The organism is Chitinophaga sp. Ak27, from assembly GCF_012726295.1.
In the GTDB taxonomy this organism is placed as follows: Bacteria; Bacteroidota; Bacteroidia; order Chitinophagales; family Chitinophagaceae; genus Chitinophaga.
This window is the reverse complement of the sequence record NZ_JABAOB010000010.1, coordinates 267,577-291,595: the sequence shown is the minus strand read 5'-3', so window position 1 is coordinate 291,595 and position 24,019 is coordinate 267,577. Positions and strand designations below refer to the sequence as shown.

The following is a 24,019-nucleotide window of genomic DNA, read 5'->3' as shown; positions in this document are numbered from 1 at the left end:
AATATTTTAAATGCGTTTATAATTTGTAGCGTACGCCTAACAGGTAAGTTTGTTTGTAGTACTCTTTCCTGATCAGTGTTTCATTGGCTTTGCCCTGGCCGGGTAATTCGGCATTTTCCGGGTTAACGCCTTTGATAAATATTTCGGCTGGTGTATTCAACAGGTTGCCGGCTTTCGCGAAGATGCTGAAGTGGTTGCGGAACCTCTTTTCTACTGAAATATCCATCTGTATAAATCCTTTCTGCCAGAGATCATTGTCTACGAACTGGGAAACGGTAACGATACGGGGACCAGTGTATCCTACAGCCAGTTGCGCATCCCAGCCATGTTGCGTGTCTTTGTACAGCAGGGAGAGGTTGGCGATGTGCTCCGACTGACCATATAATGGCCTGGTTTGATCTACCGCAATTGTTTTCAGGTCACCTTTTTCATCCCTGATCCTGGCGCTTTTGCTGGTAGTGATACTGGAATGGGTATAGGTATAATTGGCTTTGATACCTATGTTACTGAAGAATTTAATATAGTCTGCTTCCAGTCCGTAGTTACGGGCGGTACCAAAGTTACCGGCAGTGTAATACTGGTCTTGCGGACGGGTGCTATCAGCAACAATGGTATTTTCGATAGGATCTTTTATCTGTTTATAGAATACGCCTATGAGCAGCTGGTCGGAATGATTGGGGAATAATTCGTAACGCAGGTCGAAATTATTGGCTATAGCGCGCTTCAGGTCAGGGTTACCGCGTTCGGTATAATCTTCCTGTACTACGCTGCCGGGTACAATTTCAAAGAAGCCGGGACGGTTCAGGGAGCGAAAGTAAGCACCACGGATGTTCTGGTGTTCGGCTAGTTCATACTTCAGGTTCAGGCTGGGCAGCACATCGGTATATACCTGGTTACCTGCCGGGCGTTTTTCACCCAGCGGGAACAGCATGCTATACCCCTGGTTGGTATGTTCTACGCGTACGCCACCGGTTACCTCCAGGTCAGCAGCTTTGAATTTGAACATACCGTACCCGGCGCTGGTCTTTTCCGATGCATCGTAGGTCAGGGCGTTTGCCACGGCGCCTTTGGGATTTTGTACATCCCAGGTAATACCGGTATAACTGAAGAAGTCTTTATTGTAGAGGGCATTGGGGGTAGATGGATAAAACACATAGTTGTTAAAGAAGCTGCTTCTTTGTTTATCGCGATATAGTCCACCTGCAGATAAATCTACTTTGGTGCCGGCAATTTTAGCGGTGTAAGTCAGATCCAGGTAACCGGCGATATCGTTGTCGGTATTTCGTTCCCAGCGACGGTTGCTTTCTGTGGCAGTGGTCATAGTGTCGCGGTTGTTCTGGCGGATACCATTCAGGCTGATAGTGGTATTGTCGGGTACTTCATTTTTAGCAGCCGAAAAAACAGCCGACCACTGCAATTTTAGTTTGCCGAATTTATGATCACCATGCAGGGTGGCGTTATAGATCTGCTGGTTGATTTTGCGGGAGCGGCTTTGGTAGGTAAGCTGTGCGTCTCCGGTGGCCGGCTTATAGTCGGAAGAAAAATTAGTACTGATGCCTTCGCGGGTCTGGAAGTTGAGCAGGTGCATATAGGCATTGTACAGCGATATTTTGTGATGCTCATTAAATACATAATCTACCTTTCCATGAAAGCCGCTTCGTTGCTGCTGTTCGCTGTATTGGCGTTGCTGCATGCTGGTGATCACGGATACTTTCTGGGTATCAACCTGGCTGGTAGGGTAAAAAGTGCTGGTGCTGCCGCGGAAAGTATTTTGGTAGCTACCCGCGAGGATAACGCCCAGTTTATTATCCAGGAAGCGCTGGCCGATAGATAAGCCGGCTACTAGGTTGGGTGCAAAGTTTTTGTTTTTGTAGTGGAGGGTGCCGGTAGCAAAATCGGCTGGGGTGGCATTATAGTTTTTGCCATGTGCTTCATAAGGCGATTTGCTGTGCATATTGCCGGCATCGAAACTGGTAAAGCCTTTGTCTAATACCATCTGGCTATAACCGGTAGCCACGTTGGCATTTACCGAAAACCTGCCGGGGGCATCTTTCATTACGATGTTTACAACGCCGCCTACTGCGTCACCTTCCATATTAGGCGTCAGTGATTTGTATACTTCGAGGCGGTCCAGCAGTTCGGAAGGGAAGAGGTCCAGTGGTACGTAGCGGTATTTATTATCAGGACTGGGAATTTTTATACCGTTGATCAGGGTGTAGTTATATCGTTTGTCCATACCCCGGAGGATGGCATATTGCCCGTCGCCGTTACTGCTGCGTTCCAGTGATACGCCGGATACCCGTTGGATCACGTTGGCCACCGTGAGGTCGGGTGATACTTCTATTGCTGCGCCAGATACCACGTTCATCACCTGCATGGATTTCTGTTCCAGTTTGCGGGCGGTTTTTTCGGAAGAAGCTTTGCTGTTGGCGGCTATTACCACTTCGCTCAGGCTTTTACTGTTGCGTTCACTGAGGTACACGGTGATGTGTGGATTATCTTTATCCGCTACCGTTACTGATTGTTTTAATGTTTTGTAGGTAAGGTGTGAAATGACAAGGACAAACTGGCCGGGATTTACTTTCTTAAACTCGAAAGAGCCGTCAAGGCCGGTTACAGTAGCGAGGGTGGTTTGCTCCAGTACAACGGTAACGCCTACCAGCGGTTCTCCTGATTTCTGATCGTATACATGCCCTTTGATGCTGGCTGCGTTGGCAGTGATAATGCTCAGCAACAGGCATAGTAACGTTTGTAAAATTGTTTTCATTTTTGATGATTTGGTACAATTCGAGTTAGTGACGAATGGTATCGCAAATGTGCCGGGCTACGAAAAAAAATGCAAGAAAGTAGCGTAAGCAAAACGTAAACAGCGTTAACAGGCCCGTAAACAAAGTGTAATCAGCGTATACAAATGGATGGTAAGTGATTGATATTTAATTGTTTGTTTGTAACAAGAACCGCCATTACTAATATGTTACGTGAATATTACCGGAATGTTAAGCCTCAGAGTGTTTGCACAAAAGTGCTGAGGGTATCTCCTTCCGGTATGTTTAATTTTTTCCGGAGACGATACCTGGCCACGCGCAAACTATCGGGAGAAATACCGAGAATGGTAGCCATATCTTTTGAGTCCATATTCATTTTATGGAGGGCGAGTAATTTAATATCGTTGTTGGTAAGGTCGCTGTATAGTGCATTGAGTTTGTCAAAAAATACCTGGTGTACCTGTTCGAAGATGCCGGTAAAGTCTTTCCATTGCTTTTCGTGGTTCACATTCTGGTTGATTTTGAGTACCAGTTGCTGTAGTTGTTTTTTCTGATCTCGTTTATCCTCCTGTACCATTCCTGACAGGGTATTACGTAACTCATCGAGAAACTGGTTACGTTGAATGACATCGAGGGTGTGGGTAGCCAGTTGTTTACTTTTCAGTTCGAGCTGGTCTTTCTGGATGCGGTTTAGCTCCGCATTTCTTTCTGATACGGCCTGGGCCTGACTGATCTTTAGCTTCTGGCGTGATATGGTAAGCAGGCAAAGCATAATGAGCAGTACTACTACTACGCCTACAGATATATAAATAATGCGGTTGATATGGTGACTGTTTTCCAGCTGCATAATTTCATCATTCTTTTTATTGGTGTCGTAAATGATCTGGAGGAAGTTCATCTGCTGGTTGTTTTCGGCAGAATAAATTTCCAGCAGGCATTTCCGGCTCCACTCCATATAATAATAGGCGCTGTCGTGCTGACCCATCAGGTTAAACGTTTTGGCGATGTCTTTACAGGCGGCGGCTTCCTGGTATTTGTTGTTGGTATGCCGGGCAATGGCCAACGCTTCTTTTGAGTAGGGCATGCTCTGTTTATAGGCGCCCGTTTTTCTTAATATATCGCCAATATTGTTAATCACTTCTATACCGGCCAAATGTTCGTGGTGCAGATCATATAGCTGGAGGGCAGTGCGAAAGCAGGCAAGCGCCGCATCGTATTTAGTGAGATCTTCATGTATGGTACCCAGATTTTCGTATATGCCTGCCATGCCGAGGGTATCTTTGGCGTTCTGGTATTGGGTTAGCGCCAGTTGCTGAAAGTACCAGGCGCTGTCGTATTGCGATTGTTTTTCATAGTAGTGGCCAATATAGCCATAGGTAGCTGCCATGCCGGATTTATCGTTGATTTGGCGATATAACTGCAGGGCTTTGTCGTAGTGGGTTTTGGCCGCTTTTTTATTGATATTCCGGTAATACAGTTCGCCCATATCGTTTAGTACGGCGGCTTCCTGGCTTTTGTGTTGCTGTGCACCAAAGATGGTGGCAGCTTGCTGGTAATATTCGAGCGATTTAGCGTAGTGGCCGAGGGTGAAGCAGATTTTCCCCATTTGTTGCAGGCACTTGCCTGCGGTGAGTTCATCGCCGTTGGCCATAGCTGTTTCCTGCATCTTCCGCAGCGCAAGAAAGGCTGAGTCGGGTGATTGCCGGCCTGGTTTGGCGGTCAGCGTGATAGGTCCCTCAACAGGTTCGCCGGTGGCATGGGTAAATAGTGGAAGCAAAAGCAAGTACAGTGTCAGGAAAGGAAGAAGCCTTTTCATTTTAACGGTAAATAAGCATCAACAATCCGCAAAGAATGTTTTTTTGTGTTAACTGTATGTTACCAAATCGATGGCCGTTGGTATAAAAGTGCTTGCGTCAGTATACTATTTTATATATTATTGTGACACTGGTTATTATTTTGACCCAGCTATTCATTCCAGTTAAAAATTGATTATGAAAAGGAAATTCTTATTTACAATGCTGCTGGCAGGTGGTTTTTGCGCGGCTCAGGCTCAGGAAAAAGCGAAGCCGGAAGATACAGAAGTATATACGCCCGTTCCACCAGAAGTAAAACCCGGTAAATGCGGCGCAGCGCCCTCCGATGCAGTAATTTTATTTGACGGCAAAAACCTGGAGCAGTGGGTAATGGCCGACGACCGCAGCAAAGCGGCTGAATGGACGGTAGGTTCCGGTATCCTGACTGTGAATAAACATGTAGGTAATATCGAAACGAAGAAGACCTTTACCAACTACCAGTTACATATTGAGTGGAGAGTACCTTCTGACATTACCGGCTCCGGGCAGGCGCGCGGCAACAGCGGCGTATTCCTGGCTTCCCTGGGTAAAGGCGATGCTGGGTATGAATTACAGGTGCTCGACTCTTATAAGAATAAAACTTATACGAATGGTCAGGCCGGTAGTATCTACAAACAGTTTGTTCCCCTGGCCAATCCTACCCTGGCGCCGGGAGAGTGGAATGTGTATGATGTGATCTGGACCGCTCCTGTTTTTGCCGCAGATGGTTCACTGACGAGTCCTGCCCGGGTTACCGTTTTATTTAACGGCGTACTGGTACAGAACAATGTAGAAGTAAAAGGACCTACCCAATACATTGGCGCTCCGGCTTACCGTCAGGCACATGGCGCCTGCCCGATTAAGCTGCAGGCCCACGGCGATAAGAGCGAGCCGCTGAGCTTCCGTAATATCTGGGTAAGAGAATTATAATAATAGGATTATTAGTATAGAGAAAAGGTGGACGGATGTTATCCGTCCACCTTTTTTTGGTATGATTGGTCAGCCTTTACGGAAGAACCGCTCTGCAAAGGCAATATATTGCTGCCAGTCATATATCGTCACGTCGTGTTTTCCTGCCCGGACATGATACCTTACCCAGTCTCCCACCGGTTGATGCACTGCGGGATACTGATCGCTGCCGATCGCCTTTTCTCCGAACAATTTATACACTTCGCCGGCATGCCAGGCACTTAAGAACTCGCCTTTGGGATCGGACCATTGGTCGCCTTCCGCGCTGGCCACGTATAAAGGTCTGGGGGCTATCAATGCCAGCAGCATATGCTGATCTACCGGCATGTTGTTGATGTGGGTACTGTATTGTTTGTATTGGCTGTTAAACCAGTGGGGGAAGTGGTCGTTAATAATCGGCATGGTTTCGCCGTACCAGCGCCGGGCCAGTGCAGCTCCGCCTTCGCCCGATTCGTTGGAGATCACGATGCCAAACCGGGGATCGGCAGCTCCGGCCCATAGGGCGGTTTTGCCGAGACGGGAATGTCCGTTTAGGCATACTTGTTTGGCATTTACCCGGGGATCTGTTTGGAGGTAGTCCATCACCCTGCATAATGACCAGGCCCAGGCGCCGATGGCGCTCCATTCTTCTGGCGCGGTTTTCAATGCAGAGCGCAGTTTGGTACGGAATCCCTGTTTCCATCCTTCGGCGTAATCTTCTTCCACATCGCCATAGAAGAAGGTGACCAGGCCAAAACCATGCGCCAGCAGGGTGTCTACCTGCCATCGCTCTGCCTGGCTACCGCGGGAGGCTGCGGTAACATGATTATCGACTACGCCTGGACCGTTGATCGCATATTTCTCTGTAATTGGTATCGCAGGATCATTGGAAACGCATTGGTTACCAAAGAAGTTCATGCCCAGGAATACCGGAGCCGGGCGATGTGTACGGGGCAGGTACATCAACAGGTGAATAACGGCCGAAGTATCATTATTAAAATAGATATCCACCAATTTACGGATAGCCGTGCCATTTAGGGCATGCTCATCGGTGGATACTACCTTTGAACGCATATTAACGGCTACCCGGGGAAATTTACCATAAACGTTTTCTTCGAAAAGATGGAAAACGTAGGGGCGTTGTGTGTGCTGCCATTGTGCGGCGGTATGTACTTCTTTGCCATCGGGCATTTTCAGCACATCTGGCAAGGTGTAGGGCGGTACTTTTGATTCGTCGGTATTGGACTGACGGAAGTCCTGTGCGCCGGCAGTAAGAAATGGAAATAGCAGCAGTAAAAAACTGGTATAACGTAAAGACATGATAGATACATATATGGGTTCAGAAAAACGTGGAATATATGTATACCAAGATAGGTAAATTAGTGGGAAAATTTGACGGGGTAGTATTCCAATATTCAAATTGAATATTTGCCTGTAGTCTGCATAGCGCCGGGTATCCTTTCAAGAACAGTGGGCTATTGCAGCGAACCAGCTGGCCGGTTTTGTGAAGGCCATGCCGTCATTCGCCGCAATAGCTTTACCTGTCAGCACTGCTAGTACCCCGGGTTTTGTACTATTTTCGGATTCCGGTCAATTACATCCTGTGGTACCGGGTTGAGATACATTTTCTGTGTAAATACGTGTGGGTGATTGAGCGGCACTATTTCATATTTCCAAACACCGGCATTATTGGCGGGTGACGTATTGGTAATCTTCATGGCGTGTTTATCTACATTCATCACTGTATTCGCTGTTTTCAAGCGGATGATATCATAAAAGCGCTTGTTTTCAAAGCAGAGCTCAACTCTTCTTTCCTGGTAAATGGCTGCCTGCATTTCGGATTTTGACAAGCCGGGCGCCAGGTTAGGAAGTCCTGACCGTTTGCGCACCTGGTTAACGGCATTATATACCGATGCATCAGGGCCAGCTGATTCGTTTTGCGCTTCGGCATAGCCCAGCAGCACTTCGGCATAGCGGTAGTAGATAAAATTAGCACCACTAACGGCGCCGCCTCCGGGACGTACCAGGGGATTGAGCCGTTTTTTGAAATAATAAGCGGTATTGCCTACGTCGTCAGTGCCGAAATCTATTTGATTTTTAGAAGGACGAACTTTATCGATCCGGGTATAGATGGTATCGGCTTTATCCATCCAATCCATTTTATAGGGGGCGCCATCATAAACAATCCAGTCGTAGAATCTTTTTTCGCGACCCACATATGGCTGTTGAGGGTTGTAGCCAGAAGCAGGATCGGTGATGGGTTTTCCGTTGGCCATGAAGAATTGGTCGACTAATTCCTGGGTAGGGCAATAGTTGCCCCAGGTATAATAGCTGCCGTTAATCCATACAGGGCCGCCATATTGCTCAAAAGAAGATCCCATTGTATTGGCTACTACATGCCGGTCCCATATTACTTCCGAATTATATTCATTGGCTTCATACCAGATGGCAGCAGTGTTGGGGAATAAATCGTAGGATTTGTTGCTCCCGTATTGGTCAATAAATTGTTTAAAAGTGGCGGCGGCGGTGGTCCATCGTTTGGCATCGTAATTATTGTACCCGGCCACTTGTTGAGGATCCGCGCCAGCGGCTGGCTGCCCGGCATTGAATGCGGGGCTGGCAGCGTATAGTTCTACCCATCCTTTCAGTGCAAGGGCGGCGCCCAGCGTGGCGCGGCCGGCATCGGCATCTCCATGGTTATATTTTACTGCAAGATAGCCGCCTTTCACAACGGAGTCGAGCTGTGTGGTGATAAAGTTCACTGTTTCAGCAAAGGTGTTACGTGGCGTATATAAGCCAGCGCTATCCATGGTTCGCCTGTCGGCGGGTGCAGTGATAATTGGCAGCCCGCCAATATGCATCCACAATTCACTGTAGAAAAAGGCACGCAGAAAGCGTGCTTCATCTATTCTTTTATTGAACCAGGCAGGGGAGAAGTTGGCGGCATTGGCTTTTACGTTGGCCAGGAAAGTATTGCACTTGCGGATGCTGATAAATATAGCCGGCCAGTTGGTAAGATCGCCAGAACCGGTTATGCCTCCCCATACCGTGTAATCGTTAGACGCAGGGGATATTATCCCTTGTTTCCAGTTATAGGAAGTATAATAAAACCCAGCATCATTGTCATCCGTATAGTTATCCAAGTTTTCCGGTTGATTCCAGTAGTTGGGCAGCGTATTGTAGATATCATTCAGAAACAGGTCGGCGTTACCTTCCGTGCTCCACTGGATGGCATCTGTTAATTTGGTTTTATCGGTGTTTTCCAGGAATTGTTTATTACAAGAGAGGAGGAATACACCAATGATCAGAAGTCGAAGCAGGCGATATATATGGGTCATAATATTTTTGTTTTAAGAGAATGAAACTAGAATGTAATGTTTAGGCCAAAGACAAACACCTTCTGATTGGGGTAGGCGGTTTCCAGGTCGGTATACCCTACTTCCGGGTCCATAAACTTCAGTTTGCTGAAGGTGAGCAGGTTTTGTCCGGATACATAACAGCGAACGCTCTGCATTTTTGCGGCATTCGCGATGGGTGCGGGTAATGTATATCCAAGTACTGCGGTCTTGAGGCGGAGATATCCTGTTTTCATCATCCAGAAATCGGAATTCTGCGTGTTGTTGGCATAGGGCGACTGATTGGCGCGTGGGTAGCGGGCGTCCTGTGTAGCCGGTGTCCAGTGGTTATTAAGGTATTCGTAAGACGAATTGCTGTTGTTATTATTGAATGGCACCGTTTGGAAGCCACGGATATTTAAACCGGCTAATGCCGATCCCTGGAAGAACAAGCTAAGGTCGAATCCTTTCCAGGAGGCGCCGGCAGTAAATCCGTAGGTGATAAAAGGATATACTGGGTTACCGGTTACCACTTCATCATACGCATCTATTTTACCATCTGGCTTGCCATCCGGGCCGCTGATATCGGCATAGCGGATATCGCCGGGATGCAGTACGCCAAATTGGGTAACATTGTATCCATCCTGGCTATCGATGATACCGTCATTATTTTTATCATCGGAGGTATTAAACAATCCGAGTGCATGGTAGCCAAACTGAGTGCCCATTGGCCGGCCGGTTCTTCTGCGGTTAGGGTTATTAAAGGTGGCTGATGTTTCAAACACCTGGATCATTTTGTTTTTGGCATAGCTGAAGTTGCCGTTCAGGTTGAGTTGCAGGCCATTGGCAAATCGATGCTGGGTACCTGCAGATATTTCTATCCCACGGTTTTCCATGATGCCCTGGTTTTCATCAGACAGGCCCAATCCATATTCCACGGGCACCGTAACGGCAGGAGGCAAAAGCATGCCTGTTCTTCTTTCATGAAAATAGTCGAGCTCCAATTTGAGCATGCCTTTCCAGAAGCTGGCGTCTAATCCTACATCTGTTTTGGTGGATATTTCCCAGGTAATATTAGGATTAGCTTCGGTCGTAATCCGGGAGCCCTGTACCATGGTACCGTTGCCGAAGGCGTAGGCGTTGCCATATAAGTTATAACCATTTAAATACTGGAAAGCAGCGCCGGCGAGATTGCCCGACTTGCCCCATGATCCGCGTAACTTCAGGTAATTGAGTACAGAGCTATGGTCGCGAAGAAAATTTTCTTCCGAGATGATCCATCCGGCAGAGAAAGCGGGAAAATATCCCCAACGCTTGCCAGGCGCAAAAAAGTAATGGCCATCATAACGTCCGGATGCCTCAAAGAGATATTTATGATCGTAAATATACCCGACGCGGTATACAAACCCGAGTTGGCTTCCACTCACGGAGGAGCCATTATTATCGAAATCATTTTTGTTGGAACTGCCCATGCTCAGCTCATCGATGTTGATGGCGAAATTATTACGCCGGGCAGAGAAACCGGTAGAATCGTTTCTGCGGGCTTCTGCTACCAATAATCCGCTAAATTCATGTTTGCCGAACGTGTTATGATAATTCAGGTATCCCTGGTAGGTGAAGTATTGATTTTTAGCATATTCCTGGTTCAACCAGGTATAAGGAGCTGCATTTCCTTCAGAGGTGGAAATCTGTTTCGTATAGGTGTAGGGGGTAGTGGCTGTATTTTGGGCGTAAAAATAAAAAGGCGTATGCCACCCTTTTATTGTAAACTCATTGGGATCATAACTGAAAGTACCTTTGATACTAAGCCCTTTTATAAAAGGCAATTGTTGCTCTACCGCGATGGTTGTTAACAGCGAATTAGCATTCCGGTGGGAGTACCCGGCGTTGAGGATACCAACCGGTGAATTGCCGGCAAACTCGCCCCATAGCCCGTTGCTATAATAAAGATTGGTAATCGGGATCAGTTTGTAGGCACTACGGAATAGCTGCCCCGGCGTAGTTGCGGCATCCACGCTATTGGTATTTTGTACGGCGCCTATGAGCGACAAGGTAACATTGGTGGTAGCAGTGGCATTAATTTCCATATTGACGTTATAGTCATAGCGTTTATATTTTACCGGGTCGAACATACCATCCTGTTGCAGGTAGCCCATGCTGGCAAAATATCGCATTACTTTACTGCCACCACTCAGCTGCAGGTTATAGTTTTGTACGGGCGCCCGCATTTGGACAAGGTCTTTCGTATTGCTGATAGGATATTTATCGGGATCTTTCGCATGGAGGTCAGCATAGTTGTTGATAAGATCCTGGGCAAAAGGTTGCTGGGTGCCATTTGGATTTTCGTTCAGGTATGCCTCATTACGCAGGCGCATATAATCTTGCGCATTTAGCATTTTAGGATAGTAGGTAGGAGTTTGCCAGCCATAATAGCTGTTGAGGGAAAGCGTAGGCACGCCGGTTTGCCCTCTTTTGGTGGTGATCAGTATAACGCCATTGGCGCCGCCGAGGCCATAAGGTGCTACCGCCGCGGCATCTTTTAACACGGTAACCGAAGCAATGGAGGTAGGAGCTACTTCATTGATGTTGTTGCGGATAATACCATCTACCACAATTAAAGGAGAGTTATTTCCTGTAGTAGCTATGCCCCGGATATGGATATCTGGATTGTCTCTGCCGGGCTGTCCTCCATTGGGCCGCATGCTTACGCCGGAAATGTTTCCTGCCAGGGAGTTGGATATATTGGCCACCGGAGATTTAGCCAGCTCCTTTCCTTGCACAGCGGCTACCGCAGCTGTAGAAGAAGTTTTTTTCTGTGTGCCGTAGCCCACTACGACCACTTCATTCAGGCCGCTGGCGCTTTCTTTCAGGACAATGGAGAGCGCGCTGGTACGGCTGCTGACTTCCTGCTGTTCGTAACCAACGTAGCTGAAGATAAGGACTGCACCGGGAGCGGCAGGTAATTCGAAATGGCCGCTTTCGTTGGTGACTGTACCGATGGTGGTTCCTTTTATTTTTACGGATACACCGATCAGGGGATCGCCTTTTTCATTCTTTACCGTACCCGTTATTTTGTCGGCGTGTACGGTATTCGTTCTTATTACGATGGCATTATTGTTCAGCATGGTATAGCCCAGGTCGGTACCCTGGAGAGCTGTAGCCAGCAGTTGCGGTACTGTCGCATTTTCGACATGTAAGGAAACCGAAGTTTGATCAGGAAGCAGATCGTCGTTGTAAATAAGACGACAGCGGCTTTTTTCCTGGATGGTTTTTAATACTGTCTTGATGCTGGCTTTTTCCAGGGAGATCGTTATTTTTTCCTGCGACCATGCTGTGGCATAGCCCTGGGTACATGCCAGCACAAGAAAAGTGATGGCTACTTTTAGTAATAGCGTTGTTTTCATAACATGGAATTAATAAGTGGTTGATGTAATAAAACGGGCGTTGTAATACGTTAGGTCATTGTATTTTATTTAAATTGGTCATCGGTCTATCCAAACTTCCCTGTTATGTACCTGGAAGGTAAAGGATCGGGATAACTGCAAGGCTTTCAATGTTTCTTCTATTGGTTCTGTATCTATAATGCCAGAGAACTTTAATTGCATGAGCGATGGATGGGCGAAATGTATAGATACGCCATACCATTGTTCCATCCGCTGTGCAAGGGTTGCAAATGATTCGTTGTCAAATATGAGCTTGTTGTTAAGCCACAACAAGTCTGTTGCCTTTCCACTGCTGTCTTTCTGCGCGAAGGAGCGTACTATATTGGTACTGGCAGTAGTGGCTGGTACGATGATTTTTTCATTTGGCCGTAACTCCAGTGCTTTCCCGGGCTGATGTGGGAAAGACACGGCTATTTTCCCGCTGATAAGGGTTGTCGAAATAATGCTATCAGTCGTGTAGGCTTTTACGTTAAAGGATGTACCCAGTACCGTAATATTCATCCTGCTGGTATGAATGATAAATGGGTGGGCCGCATGTCCCGCCACCTCAAAGAACGCCTCCCCGGTGAGCGTTACTTCCCTGTTTTTTTTCCCGAACTGCTGGTCGTCGTATGTTAACCGGCTGTGATGGTTAAGACATACTTTACTACCGTCGGCTAATGTCAGGCTGAGTTTACCTGCGCCGGCTTCACTGATTTGTTGCCGTGAGGAGTAAACATGCGGCATCATGATTTCCCAGGCGGTCCAGCCTATGACCCCGGTGATGGCAGCAGCCACAGCCAGTCTGCGTGGTATGCGCCAGGCGGAAGAGTGACGTGCCTGGATGTTGATACGATTCCATATACGTTGCTGTACTACCGGATCAACAGGCAGTGCATTAGTGGGCGATTCCCATAAGGATGTTACCAGCTTTTTCAGTGCAGCTGCATCCGGATGCCCGGCGAGCAGGGCATCCAGCGCGGCCCTTTCTTCAGCGGTAATTTCGCCGCTGGCCTGTTTGCCCAGTAAAATCCATATGATATCGTCACTCATTTTAAAAACTTTGTTATCAGTATCCGGCGCCGGAGTATAAGACAACAAAAGAAGCGGTATACCCCCAAGCGCACCTGGGATTTTTTTTAGAAAGGGTTGCTGATATGTTGTGCTTTTATCCTGAGGAGCTTTTTCAGGGCGATACCTACCTGGTTTTCTACTGTTTTTACGGATATATCCAAAAGGGTGGCCACTTCGCGGTATTTTAAACCATCTTCTTTTACCAGCTTAAATATCAGGCGGCACTGTGGAGGCAGCTCATTGATGGCCACATATATCTGCTGCATGGCTTCATGGCCGATTAGCAAGTCTTCCGGAGTATTGCCTGCCGGTGGTGCTGGTAATATAGTGTCATCCAGCTGCGATGTTTGATGTGGTGCGTATTTGCGGAGATAATTGAGGGCAATATTACGGGTTGTTGCATAGAGATACCATTTCAGGTTTTGTACCTGGTCAAGGTGTTTCCGTTTTTGCCATACCTGGATGAACACATCTGCCACGATCTCTTCCGCCATTTCTCTTGTATGTATAATAGCCAGGGCCAGGTGAAACAGGGATGGGCTAAAGTGGTCATACAATTTTTTCAATGCAGGCGTATCACCGGTATGTATTCCATGTTGCCATTCGGAGATCTCATCGTGCATGAAAGTAAAAATACCCAAATTATGGGTAAATGCAAGTGAATAAATTAAGTGTCTTCAAGACACAATGTATATGTTTACAGGCTATTATCGATACTATATTTATAAATTATAAAGATCCTGGCACATTTGTTATCCGGGTGCCGTATTACTGCATTAGCGCTGTTGGATTCCCATTGGCGGTAGTTTTTTTCCTTTGTATGGCAAGCCCATGTAAAATATCCCCGAAATTTTTATAAATTAATCTTAACGGAGAGGGGAACCGGGCTGACCTTTTAATAAAGTAACCGAGGCTATAGTGAACATGGAACCTTAAACCTTTTATCAAATATCACCCTATTATGATGCTAAAATTCCGCTTCGCACTGTGTTTGTTTTTCCTCACCACCTTTGTTATGGCCCAGGAGGTAACAGTGCAGCACCTGCAATGCCAGTACCGGGATAACCCCATCGGTATCGATGTGCTGCATCCGGCGTTGAGCTGGCAGCTGGCGGGTAGTGGCAGCAATATCAGTCAAACCGCTTACCGTGTGCTGGTAGCAGATAAGCCGGAATTGCTCCGCAAGAACAAAGGGAATATCTGGGATTCGAAAAAGACAAGCAGCCATGAATCTCTGCAGATCCGGTATGAGGGAAAGGCATTGCGTGCCGCCACCACCTATTACTGGAAAGTAATGGTATGGGACGAACATGCAAAAGCCTCTGACTGGAGTGAGTCTGCGCAGTGGTACACCGGGCTGTTACAGGCGGGCGACTGGAAAAATGCGCAATGGATAGGCTATGAGCAAATGCCGGAGCAGGAGCGCATTGTACCGGCCATTACTGATGACAGCGATTCCAAATATCGCAACCGGAAAGATATACTGCCCTTGCTCAGAAAGGAATTCACGCTTCGTAAGCCCCTGGAAAAAGCTATGGTGTTTATTTGTGGGCTAGGGCAGTTTGATCTCCATATGAATGGTAAAAAAGTGGGGGATCATTTTTTGGATCCGGGTTGGACAAAATATGATCAGCATGCGCTTTATGTTACCTTCGATGTTACGTCACAGCTGCAGCCGGGCGCCAATGCACTGGGCGTAATGCTGGGAAATGGATTTTTTTATGTGCCGGGCGAAAGGTATCGTAAGCTGACCGGCGCATTTGGCTATCCCCAGCTGCGGTGTAGGGTATTACTGCAATACAGGGATGGGAGTACAGAGGATATTGTAAGTGATCCTTCGTGGAAAGCCGCTCCGGGGCCGGTTACTTTTTCCAGTATTTATGGCGGAGAGGACTACAATGCTACCCTGGAACAACCGGGCTGGGACCAGCCGGGCTTCAGCGATGCGTTGTGGCGGAATGCGGTAGTGGTGGCTGGTCCACCGGTATTGAATGCCCAGGGCGCGTTCCCGTTAAAAATACTTGATCATTTTGAGCCGGTGAAAGTTACCCGGCTGGCGCCGGGCACTTGGCTGTACGATCTGGGCCAAAATGCATCCGGCATTCCTGCTATCTCTGTAAAGGGAAAAAAAGGGGCGGTGATAAAGATTATCCCTGCAGAACTGATCAGCGAGGCAGGACTAGCGGATCAACGGGCGGTAGGCGGACCGGTATACTTTAATTATACGTTGAAAGGAGAAGGCACAGAGTCGTGGCAGCCTCAATTTATGTACTATGGCTTCCGTTACCTGCAAATAGAAGGCGCGGTACCGGAGGGCAAAGCCAATGCAGCCGACCTGCCGGTACTTACTGCCGTACATGGCTTGCATACCCGTAACGCGGCGCCCACGATCGGGCAATTCACCTGTTCTAACGATTTGTTCAACAAAACATTTAAGCTGATTGACTGGGCTATTCGCAGTAATACGGCCAGCGTTTTTACGGATTGTCCACATCGGGAGAAGCTGGGATGGCTGGAAGAAGCGCACCTGGTGGGCAGTTCTATCCGTTATAACTATGATATCGCTGCACTTTGCCGCAAAGTAGTGCGGGACATGATACATGCGCAAACCCCGGAGGGGTTGGTACCTGATATTGCCCCTGAATATGTGCATTTCGACGGGGGATTTCGCGACTCACCGGAATGGGGGAGTAATGCGGTGATTTTGCCTTATTATATCTATCAGTGGTATGGTGATCGGTCGGTGCTAACGGAAAGTTATGATATGATGACCCGTTATGTTGCCTACCTGGAGAAGCAATCGGATCATCATTTGCTGAGTCACGGTTTGGGCGACTGGTACGATATAGGTCCGAAGTTTCCCGGGGAAGCGCAGCTAACGCCGAAGGGAGTAACGGCAACGGCTATGTACTATTATGACCTGAGTATACTGGCCAGGGTGGCGGGTATTTTGGGTAAGCAGGAAGACCGGCAGCATTACCTGGCATTGGGAGAGGCGGTGAAGCAGGCATACAATAAGGCCTACTTTAATGATAGCACGCGTCAATATGCCAGCGGGAGCCAGACCGCCAATGCTATGTCGGTGTACATGCAGTTAGTACCGCCGGAGTATAAAGCTGCCGTGGTAGAAAATATAGTGGCAGATATACGTCAGCATAACAACGGCATTACCGCGGGCGATATTGGTTACCGGTATTTATTGCGAGTGTTGGATGATGAGGGGCGTTCCGATGTTATTTACGATATGAACAGCCGGTCTGATGTGCCGGGCTATGGTTTGCAGCTGGCCAAGGGGGCTACAGCCTTAACAGAGTCGTGGCAGGGTTACCGGGATGCGTCCAATAATCATTTTATGCTGGGTCACCTGATGGAGTGGTTTTACAGTGGGCTGGCGGGAATACGGCCGGCGCCGGGCAGTATAGCGTTTCATGATATCGTGATCCGTCCGGAGCTGGCGGGCGATGTTACGATGGCGAAGGCCAGTTATTTATCGCCCTATGGTATTATCGGCAGCAGCTGGACAAAGGAAAGCGGTCGTTTTTCGCTGGAAGTGGAGATTCCGGCCAATACGCGGGCAACTATTTACCTGCCTGCCAGTTCTACTTCCGATATTACTATAAATGGAAAAGTAGTGAATGTGGCTAACGGGTATAAAGACGGGCGTTATGTGATGGAAACTGGCTCCGGTAAGTACACGTTCCAGGTTGTGGATACGCCCCCGGCGAATTCATCGGCGGGAACGTATGCCGGGATTATTCATTGATATCGTTTACAGGAACAGGTCTTTTTGCAGTTTACCTCCAGGTACTACCGCATATTTATCAAAATTGGTGATGCCTGCCTGTTGCAATACCGCTTCATCGATCAGTGTTTGGCCGGTATAGGTGGCGGGTTGCTGCAGGATGTATGCTACGGCGTCGGCGAGGATGCCGGGAGTGCGGCTTCTGTTGATCAGTGCTTCTCCGCCGAGCAGGTTTTTTACTGCGGCAGTGGCGATGGTGGTGGCGGGCCAGAGGGCGTTGGAGGCTATCTGGTAGGGCGCTAGTTCTGCCGCCCAGCCCATTGCCAGCATGCTCATGTTGTATTTACTGATGGTATAGGCTACATGGGGGCCAAGCCATTTTGTGTCGAGGTTTACGGGTGGAGAGAGGGTGAGTATGTGTGGTTGTTTTCCTTTTTTCAGGTGGGGGATACAATGTTGTGTAACCAGGAAGGTACCGCGCACATTGATATCATACATCAGGTCGAATCTTTTTGCGGGGGTTTGTTCCGTGTTGGTGAGCTGGATAGCGGAGGCGTTGTTGATCAGCACGTCGATGCCGCCGAAGGTGGCGACAGCTTTTTCCACGGCCTGGGCGATCTGTGCTTCTTCGCGGATATCTACCTGTACGGCGAGGGCTTTACCGCCGGCGGCTTCCACTTCTTCGGCGGCGGAGTAGATGGTACCTCCCAGCCGCGGGTCTTCTTCTACGCTTTTGGCGGCGATGACAATATTGGCTCCTTTGCTGGCCAGTTGTAATGCAATGGCTTTGCCGATGCCCCGGCTGGCGCCGGTGATGAAGATAGTACGTTGTTGAAAAGACATAAAATAACCCTTACATTTTGCGGTGGAAAGAAAAGGAATTTACGAAATCTCTTCCGGTTCGCAAAAGAAGGGTTTAGTTTAAAAATTGCGTAGCCAGGAATGGCTCCGCTTTGATCCTTTTAGACTGTAGCTATGGAGGTGTTTCCTCCTTTACAAGTGGATCGGACTATTTTAAAAGATTTTATCAGGAAATTGTACATACAGAAGGGAAAAAATAACCCTTACATTCCGCGATGGAAAATGTGCCTGGTGGATCTTTTTCCAGATCGCAGACGAAGGGTTATTTTGAGGGATCGAAAACCGCGAAGCCAGGATTAGCTTCGCACCAAACAACCATATCTGTACTGAAGCTTATGTGTGTGTCCTTCATTGGGCATTACGCACGGCGATGTAGGAGCAATCGAAATATGCTTCGAATTTCTTTATGAATTCATCGGTATCTTTCATACCAATGGCATTAGCGATGATGTTAGGTTCAGCTTTGGTGTTGACAATCAGTTTGAACGCCTGGTACATTTTACATTGCAAGTGGAATTGTTCTGCGGAGATAAAACAGGTAGCTTCAAAGGCGGCTTTCAGCTTCCTGGCATTGACATCCAGGATATACGCCATTTTAGCGCTGTTAAATTCTTCTCCTACGTTTTCCTTCAGGAATTTAACCGCATGGGGCACTGCGTCCATTATTTCGGGGTCGAACTTCGGACTGGGTAAATGAGAAAGTTTGTCCTGGTTGGCGAAGTTAATGAACAGGTCGAGGCAGTTGCGATAGAGGAATTTATCTGCCAGCATTTCAATATACCGGCATCCACAGATTTGCTGAATAATTTCAAAGCAAACCTTATTGATTTTATAGGGGCGATCGTGCAGCGGTCCGCTACCTTTCGTGAGTTCTTTTTGTGTTAGCTGCGCCAGTTCCGGGTGTTTGGTGGACAGCCTGGAGAACACATGCGGCAGTACGTTGATATGAAAGCTGAACAGGGTATCGCCTCTTTTCATTGGCGCTTCGTGGAAGGCAGCATCCAGTTTAAAGAGGTTGACTTCCTTGCCGCTTAATTTATAAGGGCCATTATCCGTTATTTCCGCCATTACATCGCTGCCGGCCATAAAATGGAGGGCAATGATAGGTTTGGTGGTAACGGGTAGGAGGGTGATGTTTTCCATGGCGAATACTTCGTGTGTCCACAGGGAAAAAGGTCCCAGTCGAATGGATTGACAAAGCATGTCGAAATCGTAATCATGGGTATAGAACACGCTGGCTGCGGGAATAACTAAGTTTCTATATTCTTCGGGAATTGTTTCAATCGGCGTAAAGTCGGTATCATCTGTCTCAATCCGGAGAACTTTTCCGGGCCATCTGAGGTGGTTAGGAATTTTCATAAGTTTGAAATTTTTTAATTAGATGATTGGTCGAATGTTTTTGAAGCCACAGTTAACAACAGGGTCAGAGGATAATAACAAACTGTAAGCATCATTTTTTGAATTTTATGATTTATTTTGATTTCAAAAAAGTGTGTCTTTTAATGGTACACCTAAAACCCAATGAGCGTACTATTTATTTTAAAATTTTTTCGAGGTGCATCGGATATATATTCACATATATATTATACACTGTTTAAGAATGAGTTGTACTAGTTCTTCTCTCTTTTTTTCTGCTCCTATCCTCATTCTGAATAAACTCACATAATAAATACACCAGTCAAATTCATAACGTACCATAGTTTTAGATTTTTTAAGATTTTAGAAAAAATGGGTCACCAATAAGAATATTAGTGACGATTCATAAGAATGCCAAGGGGTGTAAACCAACCACCCACTTGTTCCGCGCGTTGTTTACCCAAAGCTCAATTATTTTGAGGCCAGGTTGGCTGGCCGGCTTTCATTTTTTGAAGGGTTTCGGCGAACAGTTTTTCGTCGGGGGCGCCTTTCTTTAGTGCCAGTGCCTTTTCTTCCCATTTAATAGCTTCATTGGAATTGTTCGTTCTATGTAGTAGATTGGCATAAGTGTCATATCCTTCAGCGGAACGATCAATATTTTTGTCTATTATATGTCTCATCACATTAGTGGCAAATGTAAGCTCGCCAATATTTTTGGAGTGTTCAAAAAGAATCCAAGTAAGGTTATTTATATGATATTCAGGATAGTGATTCATAGATTTTTTAAAGTAAAGCACATAATACTTTCCATAGTTTTCCCAATCTTTTACTTCAAAACCATAGTATATCATTCTCCAGCCCAGCACGCATTCTTCGCCCAGACTTCCAAATAGGGTAGTAACTTTTTGCTGAATGGTTTCCCAGTTTGGATGATTTTTATAGTATGGAGCGATCTCTTCATTGTAAATTATTTTCTTGACTTTGCGCGTTGCTGAAAATTCTCCAAGAACTGAATCTACTTTTTCCGGTTGTTTAAGACAGAAACTAAACCCAATGTCCTTGCTGGTCCTTGTGATTGCTATTATAAAATCTAAGTTTTCTTTTGAAAAAGGTTGTTTTAAAATGTCTATATAACTATTGCCAACCAATGTGGCATTTTCCTGATCTTTTTTTCGAATGGCCATCAATGTAAGTCTTCTCAGAAAGGTAGAGTCGTTATGTCGGGTATTTTTATATTCTGCCAGTAATTCCTGATATCTGTTGTCATTGTTCCCGGTGTCAATGTTGGCTGCTATTATGAAATTAGGATCCAACGTAAACCCGTCCGTCAGAGGAACCAGCTCCTTATTAAGTGCTCTAATTTCATCTACAGGGATCTTAATTATTTTCCGATCATATGTTAATAGGCCATTTTCTTCTCCTTCAACATCAAAAGGTTGAGTATAGATAGAGGCGGTAAGGCCTTCCTTTTCTAGCTGCTTGAGTTGCTCTGTCATTTTAATATATTTGGCCTTTAGCTCAGCCGGGGTTACCTGTATATATCCCCAGCTTTGCATATCGTCCCATTCATGACCCGGAACAGACACTCCAATACCTCCAAATTCGCCTACGACTCTTGCTTTATTACGTTGTGGCGGCGCATTTCTTGGCTCTGGATATGAGTGAACATCCGTTAAGTCACTGCTGATCCATGGATCGTCTGCAGGTGCCCGTAATTCATCATTTACATATAGCAATTCACCCGAATGTCCATTAACCAGTCTGCTAGGATCGTTCCTTTTTATCCATTTAGTAAGTCGTTCCTGGTCATATGCACCCCAACGTTCATTAAATAATACCCAGGTAGTAATACTGGGATGATTATGGAGTTGTTCCATAGTTTCCTGTACTTCCTTTTCAAATATTACCCTTGAGCCTGGTGGAAGGTCCTGGGGTGGATTGACAAAATCTTGCCAGACCAGTATTCCAATTTTATCAGCATGGTAATACCACCTTTCAGGTTCAATTTTTATATGTTTTCTAATAGTATTGAATCCCAAAGACTTAATAGCCTTTATGTCAAAGGACAGAGCTGCATCCGTAGGCGCTGTATATAACCCCTCTGGCCAGAAACCTTGGTCTAATGTGCCTAAGTTGAACGTATATTTGTTATTAAGGAAGATACGATCGGCCCCTTTTTCGTCTTTTTGGATATCAATTTTCCGCATTCCGAAATAGCTTTTTACCTCATCAGTGACTTTTTTCCCCTTTTTCAATCTGACAGAGAGATCATACAAAAAAGGAGCATCTGGAGACCACAGTTGAACGTTTGGAATATAGATAGTGGAGTTTACCTGCTGCTGGGAAGCCGGTATTTGAAGAGTGTTAATTACTTTTCCATTGGTTGACACAATTATATCAAGACTACTGTTATTCTCCAGATGTCCAGCTATGAGGATAGCTATAGCTAATGTACCTTTTTCTATATCCGGTGTGGTCTTAAGGCGGCTAATATGCGTTGGCTGAACTTTTTCAAGCCATACAGTTTGCCAAATACCACTTGAAGCTGTGTAATACATAGTTTCCGGATACAATACCTGTTTACCATGTGGATTAGGGCCTTGATCGGTAGGGTCATATACTTTTACAATAATTTCGTTATTGCCTGGCTGTAGGAAATTGGTTACATCAAAAGAAAAATTTTGATACCCACCAGTATGCTGCCCCACTTGCCTTTTATTAATAAAGATGGTAGCTTGCCAGTCAACTGCACCGAAATTAAGAATTATGTGGTCGTTTGGGAGCAAGGCTGGGCGCTGGATAATCTTTCTATACCATAGCCTCTGATCTGGCATGAGCGCTTTCTTTACACCTGACAGCGCTGATTCAATAGGATAGGGCACTAGTATCTTGCCCTGGAATGAATTTGGTATTGCAGCAGTTGAATCAGTAATTGCATATTCCCATAGGCCATTTAGATTTTGCCAGTTATCTCGCTGTAGTTGAGGACGTGGGTATTCATTTAATACGTTTGTAGTGTCCATATTTTCCGCCCATCGAGATTGTATACGGACTGTTTGTATTTTGTAGGACGAATTATCAGTGGTTGGTGACGCCGGATTATTCTGAGCAAGGCAGTTTGCTGTAATTAGAATAAATAATGTGCTTAATTTAAATGGTGTATTCATTAGTAATGGTTTATTGAGATTGTCTCCAAGAGTCTTTCCCACTATAATATATATCTATAAAGAGGATAGTTAGTTGATTAATAACCCGGATTTTGTCTTATGTTTCCATCGGCAATAACCTCCGTTGAAGGAATTGGATATAATTGCCAATTTGAGCTCCATATGCCTCCTTTTTGTGGAGTCACCGTGCTCATTACAGTATCGATAGTTTTAGTTCGTTTCAGATCAAGCCATCTGTTCCCCCATTCTGTGAAGAGTTCTACCTGCCGTTCGTGAACTATAGCAGCGAGTAAAGCCGAATTTGTACTGTATTTGTGTTCTTCTAGTCCTGCCCTTTTACGAATGATATTTAAATCGTTTGTTGCGTTGGCTACATCGTTGAGATGTGCTCTCGACTCGGCACGGACAAGATATTGTTCAGCGAGGCGAAATATTGTATGGTATTCTGTTACCGGAGCTCCATATGTCGCTGATTGATATTTAAAAGGAAAGTAGTAGGTAGTACCATCAACATCTACGCTGTCTATCCACTTAGTCCTACGGAGATCTCCCGATTCAAAGTTTTGCAGGAGATGATTGTTTAGGTATACTGGAGTATATGCGGATGGGCCTGTAGACGGAATAATGTATATTTTTGCATCTAGTGTATTCATGCCATAGGTCACTGGTTGGAGTTGCCATATGGCTTCCTCATTGTTCATAAGGAAAACGTTATTTAACGAATCTTCAAGGTGGTATAGAGATGTGTTATCAATTAATTCACTGGACTCGATTTCAGCATTTTTCCAATCACCGGTGTATAAATAGCTTTTGGACAAAAGTGCGATAGCTGCCCATTTGGTCGGCCTTACCCGTTCGGACGTCTTTTTTAAAAGAGAAGCATCAAGATAATCGGGAGATAAAAGTACCTTCGCTTCTGTTAAATCTGCAATTATTTGTGTCCATACTTTTTCCTGAGATGAGCGAGCAAGTAAACTATTAACTTTATAATCGCTAGTTATAGCTAATGGTACGTCTCCGTATAAATTAACAAGGTAAAAGAAGAAGAATGCTCTGAGAAATTTGGCCTCTCCCAGCAGTTGTTGTTTCACGCTAGGATTAAGAAGTGTAGAATTCGTGATTCCTTCGATGGCTAAATTAACTATATAGATTTTGGAGTAAATATTACTCCAAATGTTGAAAGGATTGGGTGCAGCAAGGTTGTTTAAGTAGTATGTTTTCAACGTTGCGTTGTTGGATCCACTGTATAAGACAAGTTCATCAGCACTAAGACCTGTAACAAGACCAATAGAAATAAGATCTAATCCGGTCATACTGGCGGCGCTAATTTGGCTGTAAATTCCCGTTAGAACAGCTGTCGCAGTCTCATCGTTTGTATATACATTTTTCCCACTGATACTAGTTGTTGGGCTATTTACTTCAACTAATTTTTTGCAGCTAGACTGCGGAATGGTAATGAAGATCATGCCCAGGATGAGATAGAAAATATTTTTTTTTATTTTGATCGGTGATATCAT

The 24,019-nt window shown here is 46.0% G+C and carries 13 protein-coding genes; 2 read left to right on the top strand and 11 right to left on the bottom strand.

Annotated elements, in window-relative coordinates:
- Nucleotides 1-16: 16 nt before the first annotated feature.
- Together HGH90_RS27855 and HGH90_RS27850 are read right to left on the bottom strand one after the other, a co-directional pair.
- Nucleotides 17-2,767, bottom strand: coding sequence for a TonB-dependent receptor (locus HGH90_RS27855; RefSeq protein ID WP_169192424.1), 2,751 nt, complete (start codon nucleotides 2,765-2,767; stop codon nucleotides 17-19).
- 236 nt (nucleotides 2,768-3,003) lie between these two features.
- Nucleotides 3,004-4,581, bottom strand: coding sequence for a tetratricopeptide repeat protein (locus tag HGH90_RS27850; RefSeq protein WP_168767311.1), 1,578 nt, complete (start codon nucleotides 4,579-4,581; stop codon nucleotides 3,004-3,006).
- 175 nt (nucleotides 4,582-4,756) lie between these two features.
- Here HGH90_RS27850 and HGH90_RS27845 point away from each other — a divergent pair, with 175 nt between their 5' ends.
- Complete coding sequence (locus tag HGH90_RS27845) at nucleotides 4,757-5,527, top strand: DUF1080 domain-containing protein (RefSeq protein ID WP_168767310.1); 771 nt, start codon at nucleotides 4,757-4,759, stop codon at nucleotides 5,525-5,527.
- Between the two features lie 69 nt (nucleotides 5,528-5,596).
- Here HGH90_RS27845 and HGH90_RS27840 read toward each other — a convergent pair whose 3' ends face one another.
- From HGH90_RS27840 to HGH90_RS27820, 5 genes are all read right to left on the bottom strand, one after another.
- The gene (locus HGH90_RS27840; RefSeq protein WP_168767309.1) at nucleotides 5,597-6,865 is read right to left on the bottom strand and encodes an acetylxylan esterase; all 1,269 of its coding nucleotides are present in this window, start codon (nucleotides 6,863-6,865) and stop codon (nucleotides 5,597-5,599) included.
- Between the two features lie 233 nt (nucleotides 6,866-7,098).
- Entirely contained in the window at nucleotides 7,099-8,883 is a 1,785-nt protein-coding gene (locus HGH90_RS27835) for a RagB/SusD family nutrient uptake outer membrane protein (RefSeq protein WP_169192423.1), read from the bottom strand.
- Nucleotides 8,884-8,909: 26 nt separating this feature from the next.
- Complete coding sequence (locus HGH90_RS27830) at nucleotides 8,910-12,284, bottom strand: SusC/RagA family TonB-linked outer membrane protein (RefSeq protein ID WP_169192422.1); 3,375 nt, start codon at nucleotides 12,282-12,284, stop codon at nucleotides 8,910-8,912.
- A 78-nt stretch (nucleotides 12,285-12,362) separates the two neighbouring features.
- Nucleotides 12,363-13,355 (bottom strand): FecR domain-containing protein, encoded by a 993-nt coding sequence (locus HGH90_RS27825; RefSeq protein ID WP_169192421.1) that lies wholly within the window; start codon nucleotides 13,353-13,355, stop codon nucleotides 12,363-12,365.
- Nucleotides 13,356-13,441: 86 nt separating this feature from the next.
- Complete coding sequence (locus tag HGH90_RS27820; protein WP_168767305.1) at nucleotides 13,442-13,999, bottom strand: RNA polymerase sigma factor; 558 nt, start codon at nucleotides 13,997-13,999, stop codon at nucleotides 13,442-13,444.
- Nucleotides 14,000-14,337: 338 nt separating this feature from the next.
- Here HGH90_RS27820 and HGH90_RS27815 point away from each other — a divergent pair, with 338 nt between their 5' ends.
- Nucleotides 14,338-17,139 carry an alpha-L-rhamnosidase gene (locus HGH90_RS27815; protein ID WP_247680045.1) on the top strand — a complete coding sequence of 934 codons (2,802 nt, stop codon included), beginning with the start codon at nucleotides 14,338-14,340 and terminating at the stop codon, nucleotides 17,137-17,139.
- Between the two features lie 6 nt (nucleotides 17,140-17,145).
- Here the strand turns inward: HGH90_RS27815 and HGH90_RS27810 are convergent, their stop codons facing one another.
- From HGH90_RS27810 to HGH90_RS27795, 4 genes are all read right to left on the bottom strand, one after another.
- Complete coding sequence (locus HGH90_RS27810) at nucleotides 17,146-17,961, bottom strand: SDR family oxidoreductase (protein WP_169192420.1); 816 nt, start codon at nucleotides 17,959-17,961, stop codon at nucleotides 17,146-17,148.
- 366 nt (nucleotides 17,962-18,327) lie between these two features.
- Nucleotides 18,328-19,338 (bottom strand): helix-turn-helix transcriptional regulator, encoded by a 1,011-nt coding sequence (locus HGH90_RS27805; protein ID WP_169192419.1) that lies wholly within the window; start codon nucleotides 19,336-19,338, stop codon nucleotides 18,328-18,330.
- Between the two features lie 464 nt (nucleotides 19,339-19,802).
- The gene (locus tag HGH90_RS27800; RefSeq protein ID WP_169192418.1) at nucleotides 19,803-22,502 is read right to left on the bottom strand and encodes a glycoside hydrolase family 2 protein; all 2,700 of its coding nucleotides are present in this window, start codon (nucleotides 22,500-22,502) and stop codon (nucleotides 19,803-19,805) included.
- Between the two features lie 77 nt (nucleotides 22,503-22,579).
- Complete coding sequence (locus tag HGH90_RS27795) at nucleotides 22,580-24,019, bottom strand: RagB/SusD family nutrient uptake outer membrane protein (RefSeq protein WP_169192417.1); 1,440 nt, start codon at nucleotides 24,017-24,019, stop codon at nucleotides 22,580-22,582.

Coding starts and splice junctions, on each gene's coding strand:
- HGH90_RS27850 (WP_168767311.1), bottom strand. CDS start 4,581: ATGAAAAGGCTTCTTCCTTTCCTGACACTGTACTTGCTTTTGCTTCCA.
- HGH90_RS27810 (WP_169192420.1), bottom strand. CDS start 17,961: ATGTCTTTTCAACAACGTACTATCTTCATCACCGGCGCCAGCCGGGGC.
- HGH90_RS27815 (WP_247680045.1), top strand. CDS start 14,338: ATGATGCTAAAATTCCGCTTCGCACTGTGTTTGTTTTTCCTCACCACC.
- HGH90_RS27825 (WP_169192421.1), bottom strand. CDS start 13,355: ATGAGTGACGATATCATATGGATTTTACTGGGCAAACAGGCCAGCGGC.
- HGH90_RS27830 (WP_169192422.1), bottom strand. CDS start 12,284: ATGAAAACAACGCTATTACTAAAAGTAGCCATCACTTTTCTTGTGCTG.
- HGH90_RS27805 (WP_169192419.1), bottom strand. CDS start 19,338: ATGAAAATTCCTAACCACCTCAGATGGCCCGGAAAAGTTCTCCGGATT.
- HGH90_RS27845 (WP_168767310.1), top strand. CDS start 4,757: ATGAAAAGGAAATTCTTATTTACAATGCTGCTGGCAGGTGGTTTTTGC.
- HGH90_RS27820 (WP_168767305.1), bottom strand. CDS start 13,999: ATGCACGATGAGATCTCCGAATGGCAACATGGAATACATACCGGTGAT.
- HGH90_RS27795 (WP_169192417.1), bottom strand. CDS start 24,019: ATGATATCACCGATCAAAATAAAAAAAAATATTTTCTATCTCATCCTG.
- HGH90_RS27835 (WP_169192423.1), bottom strand. CDS start 8,883: ATGACCCATATATATCGCCTGCTTCGACTTCTGATCATTGGTGTATTC.
- HGH90_RS27840 (WP_168767309.1), bottom strand. CDS start 6,865: ATGTCTTTACGTTATACCAGTTTTTTACTGCTGCTATTTCCATTTCTT.
- HGH90_RS27855 (WP_169192424.1), bottom strand. CDS start 2,767: ATGAAAACAATTTTACAAACGTTACTATGCCTGTTGCTGAGCATTATC.
- HGH90_RS27800 (WP_169192418.1), bottom strand. CDS start 22,502: ATGAATACACCATTTAAATTAAGCACATTATTTATTCTAATTACAGCA.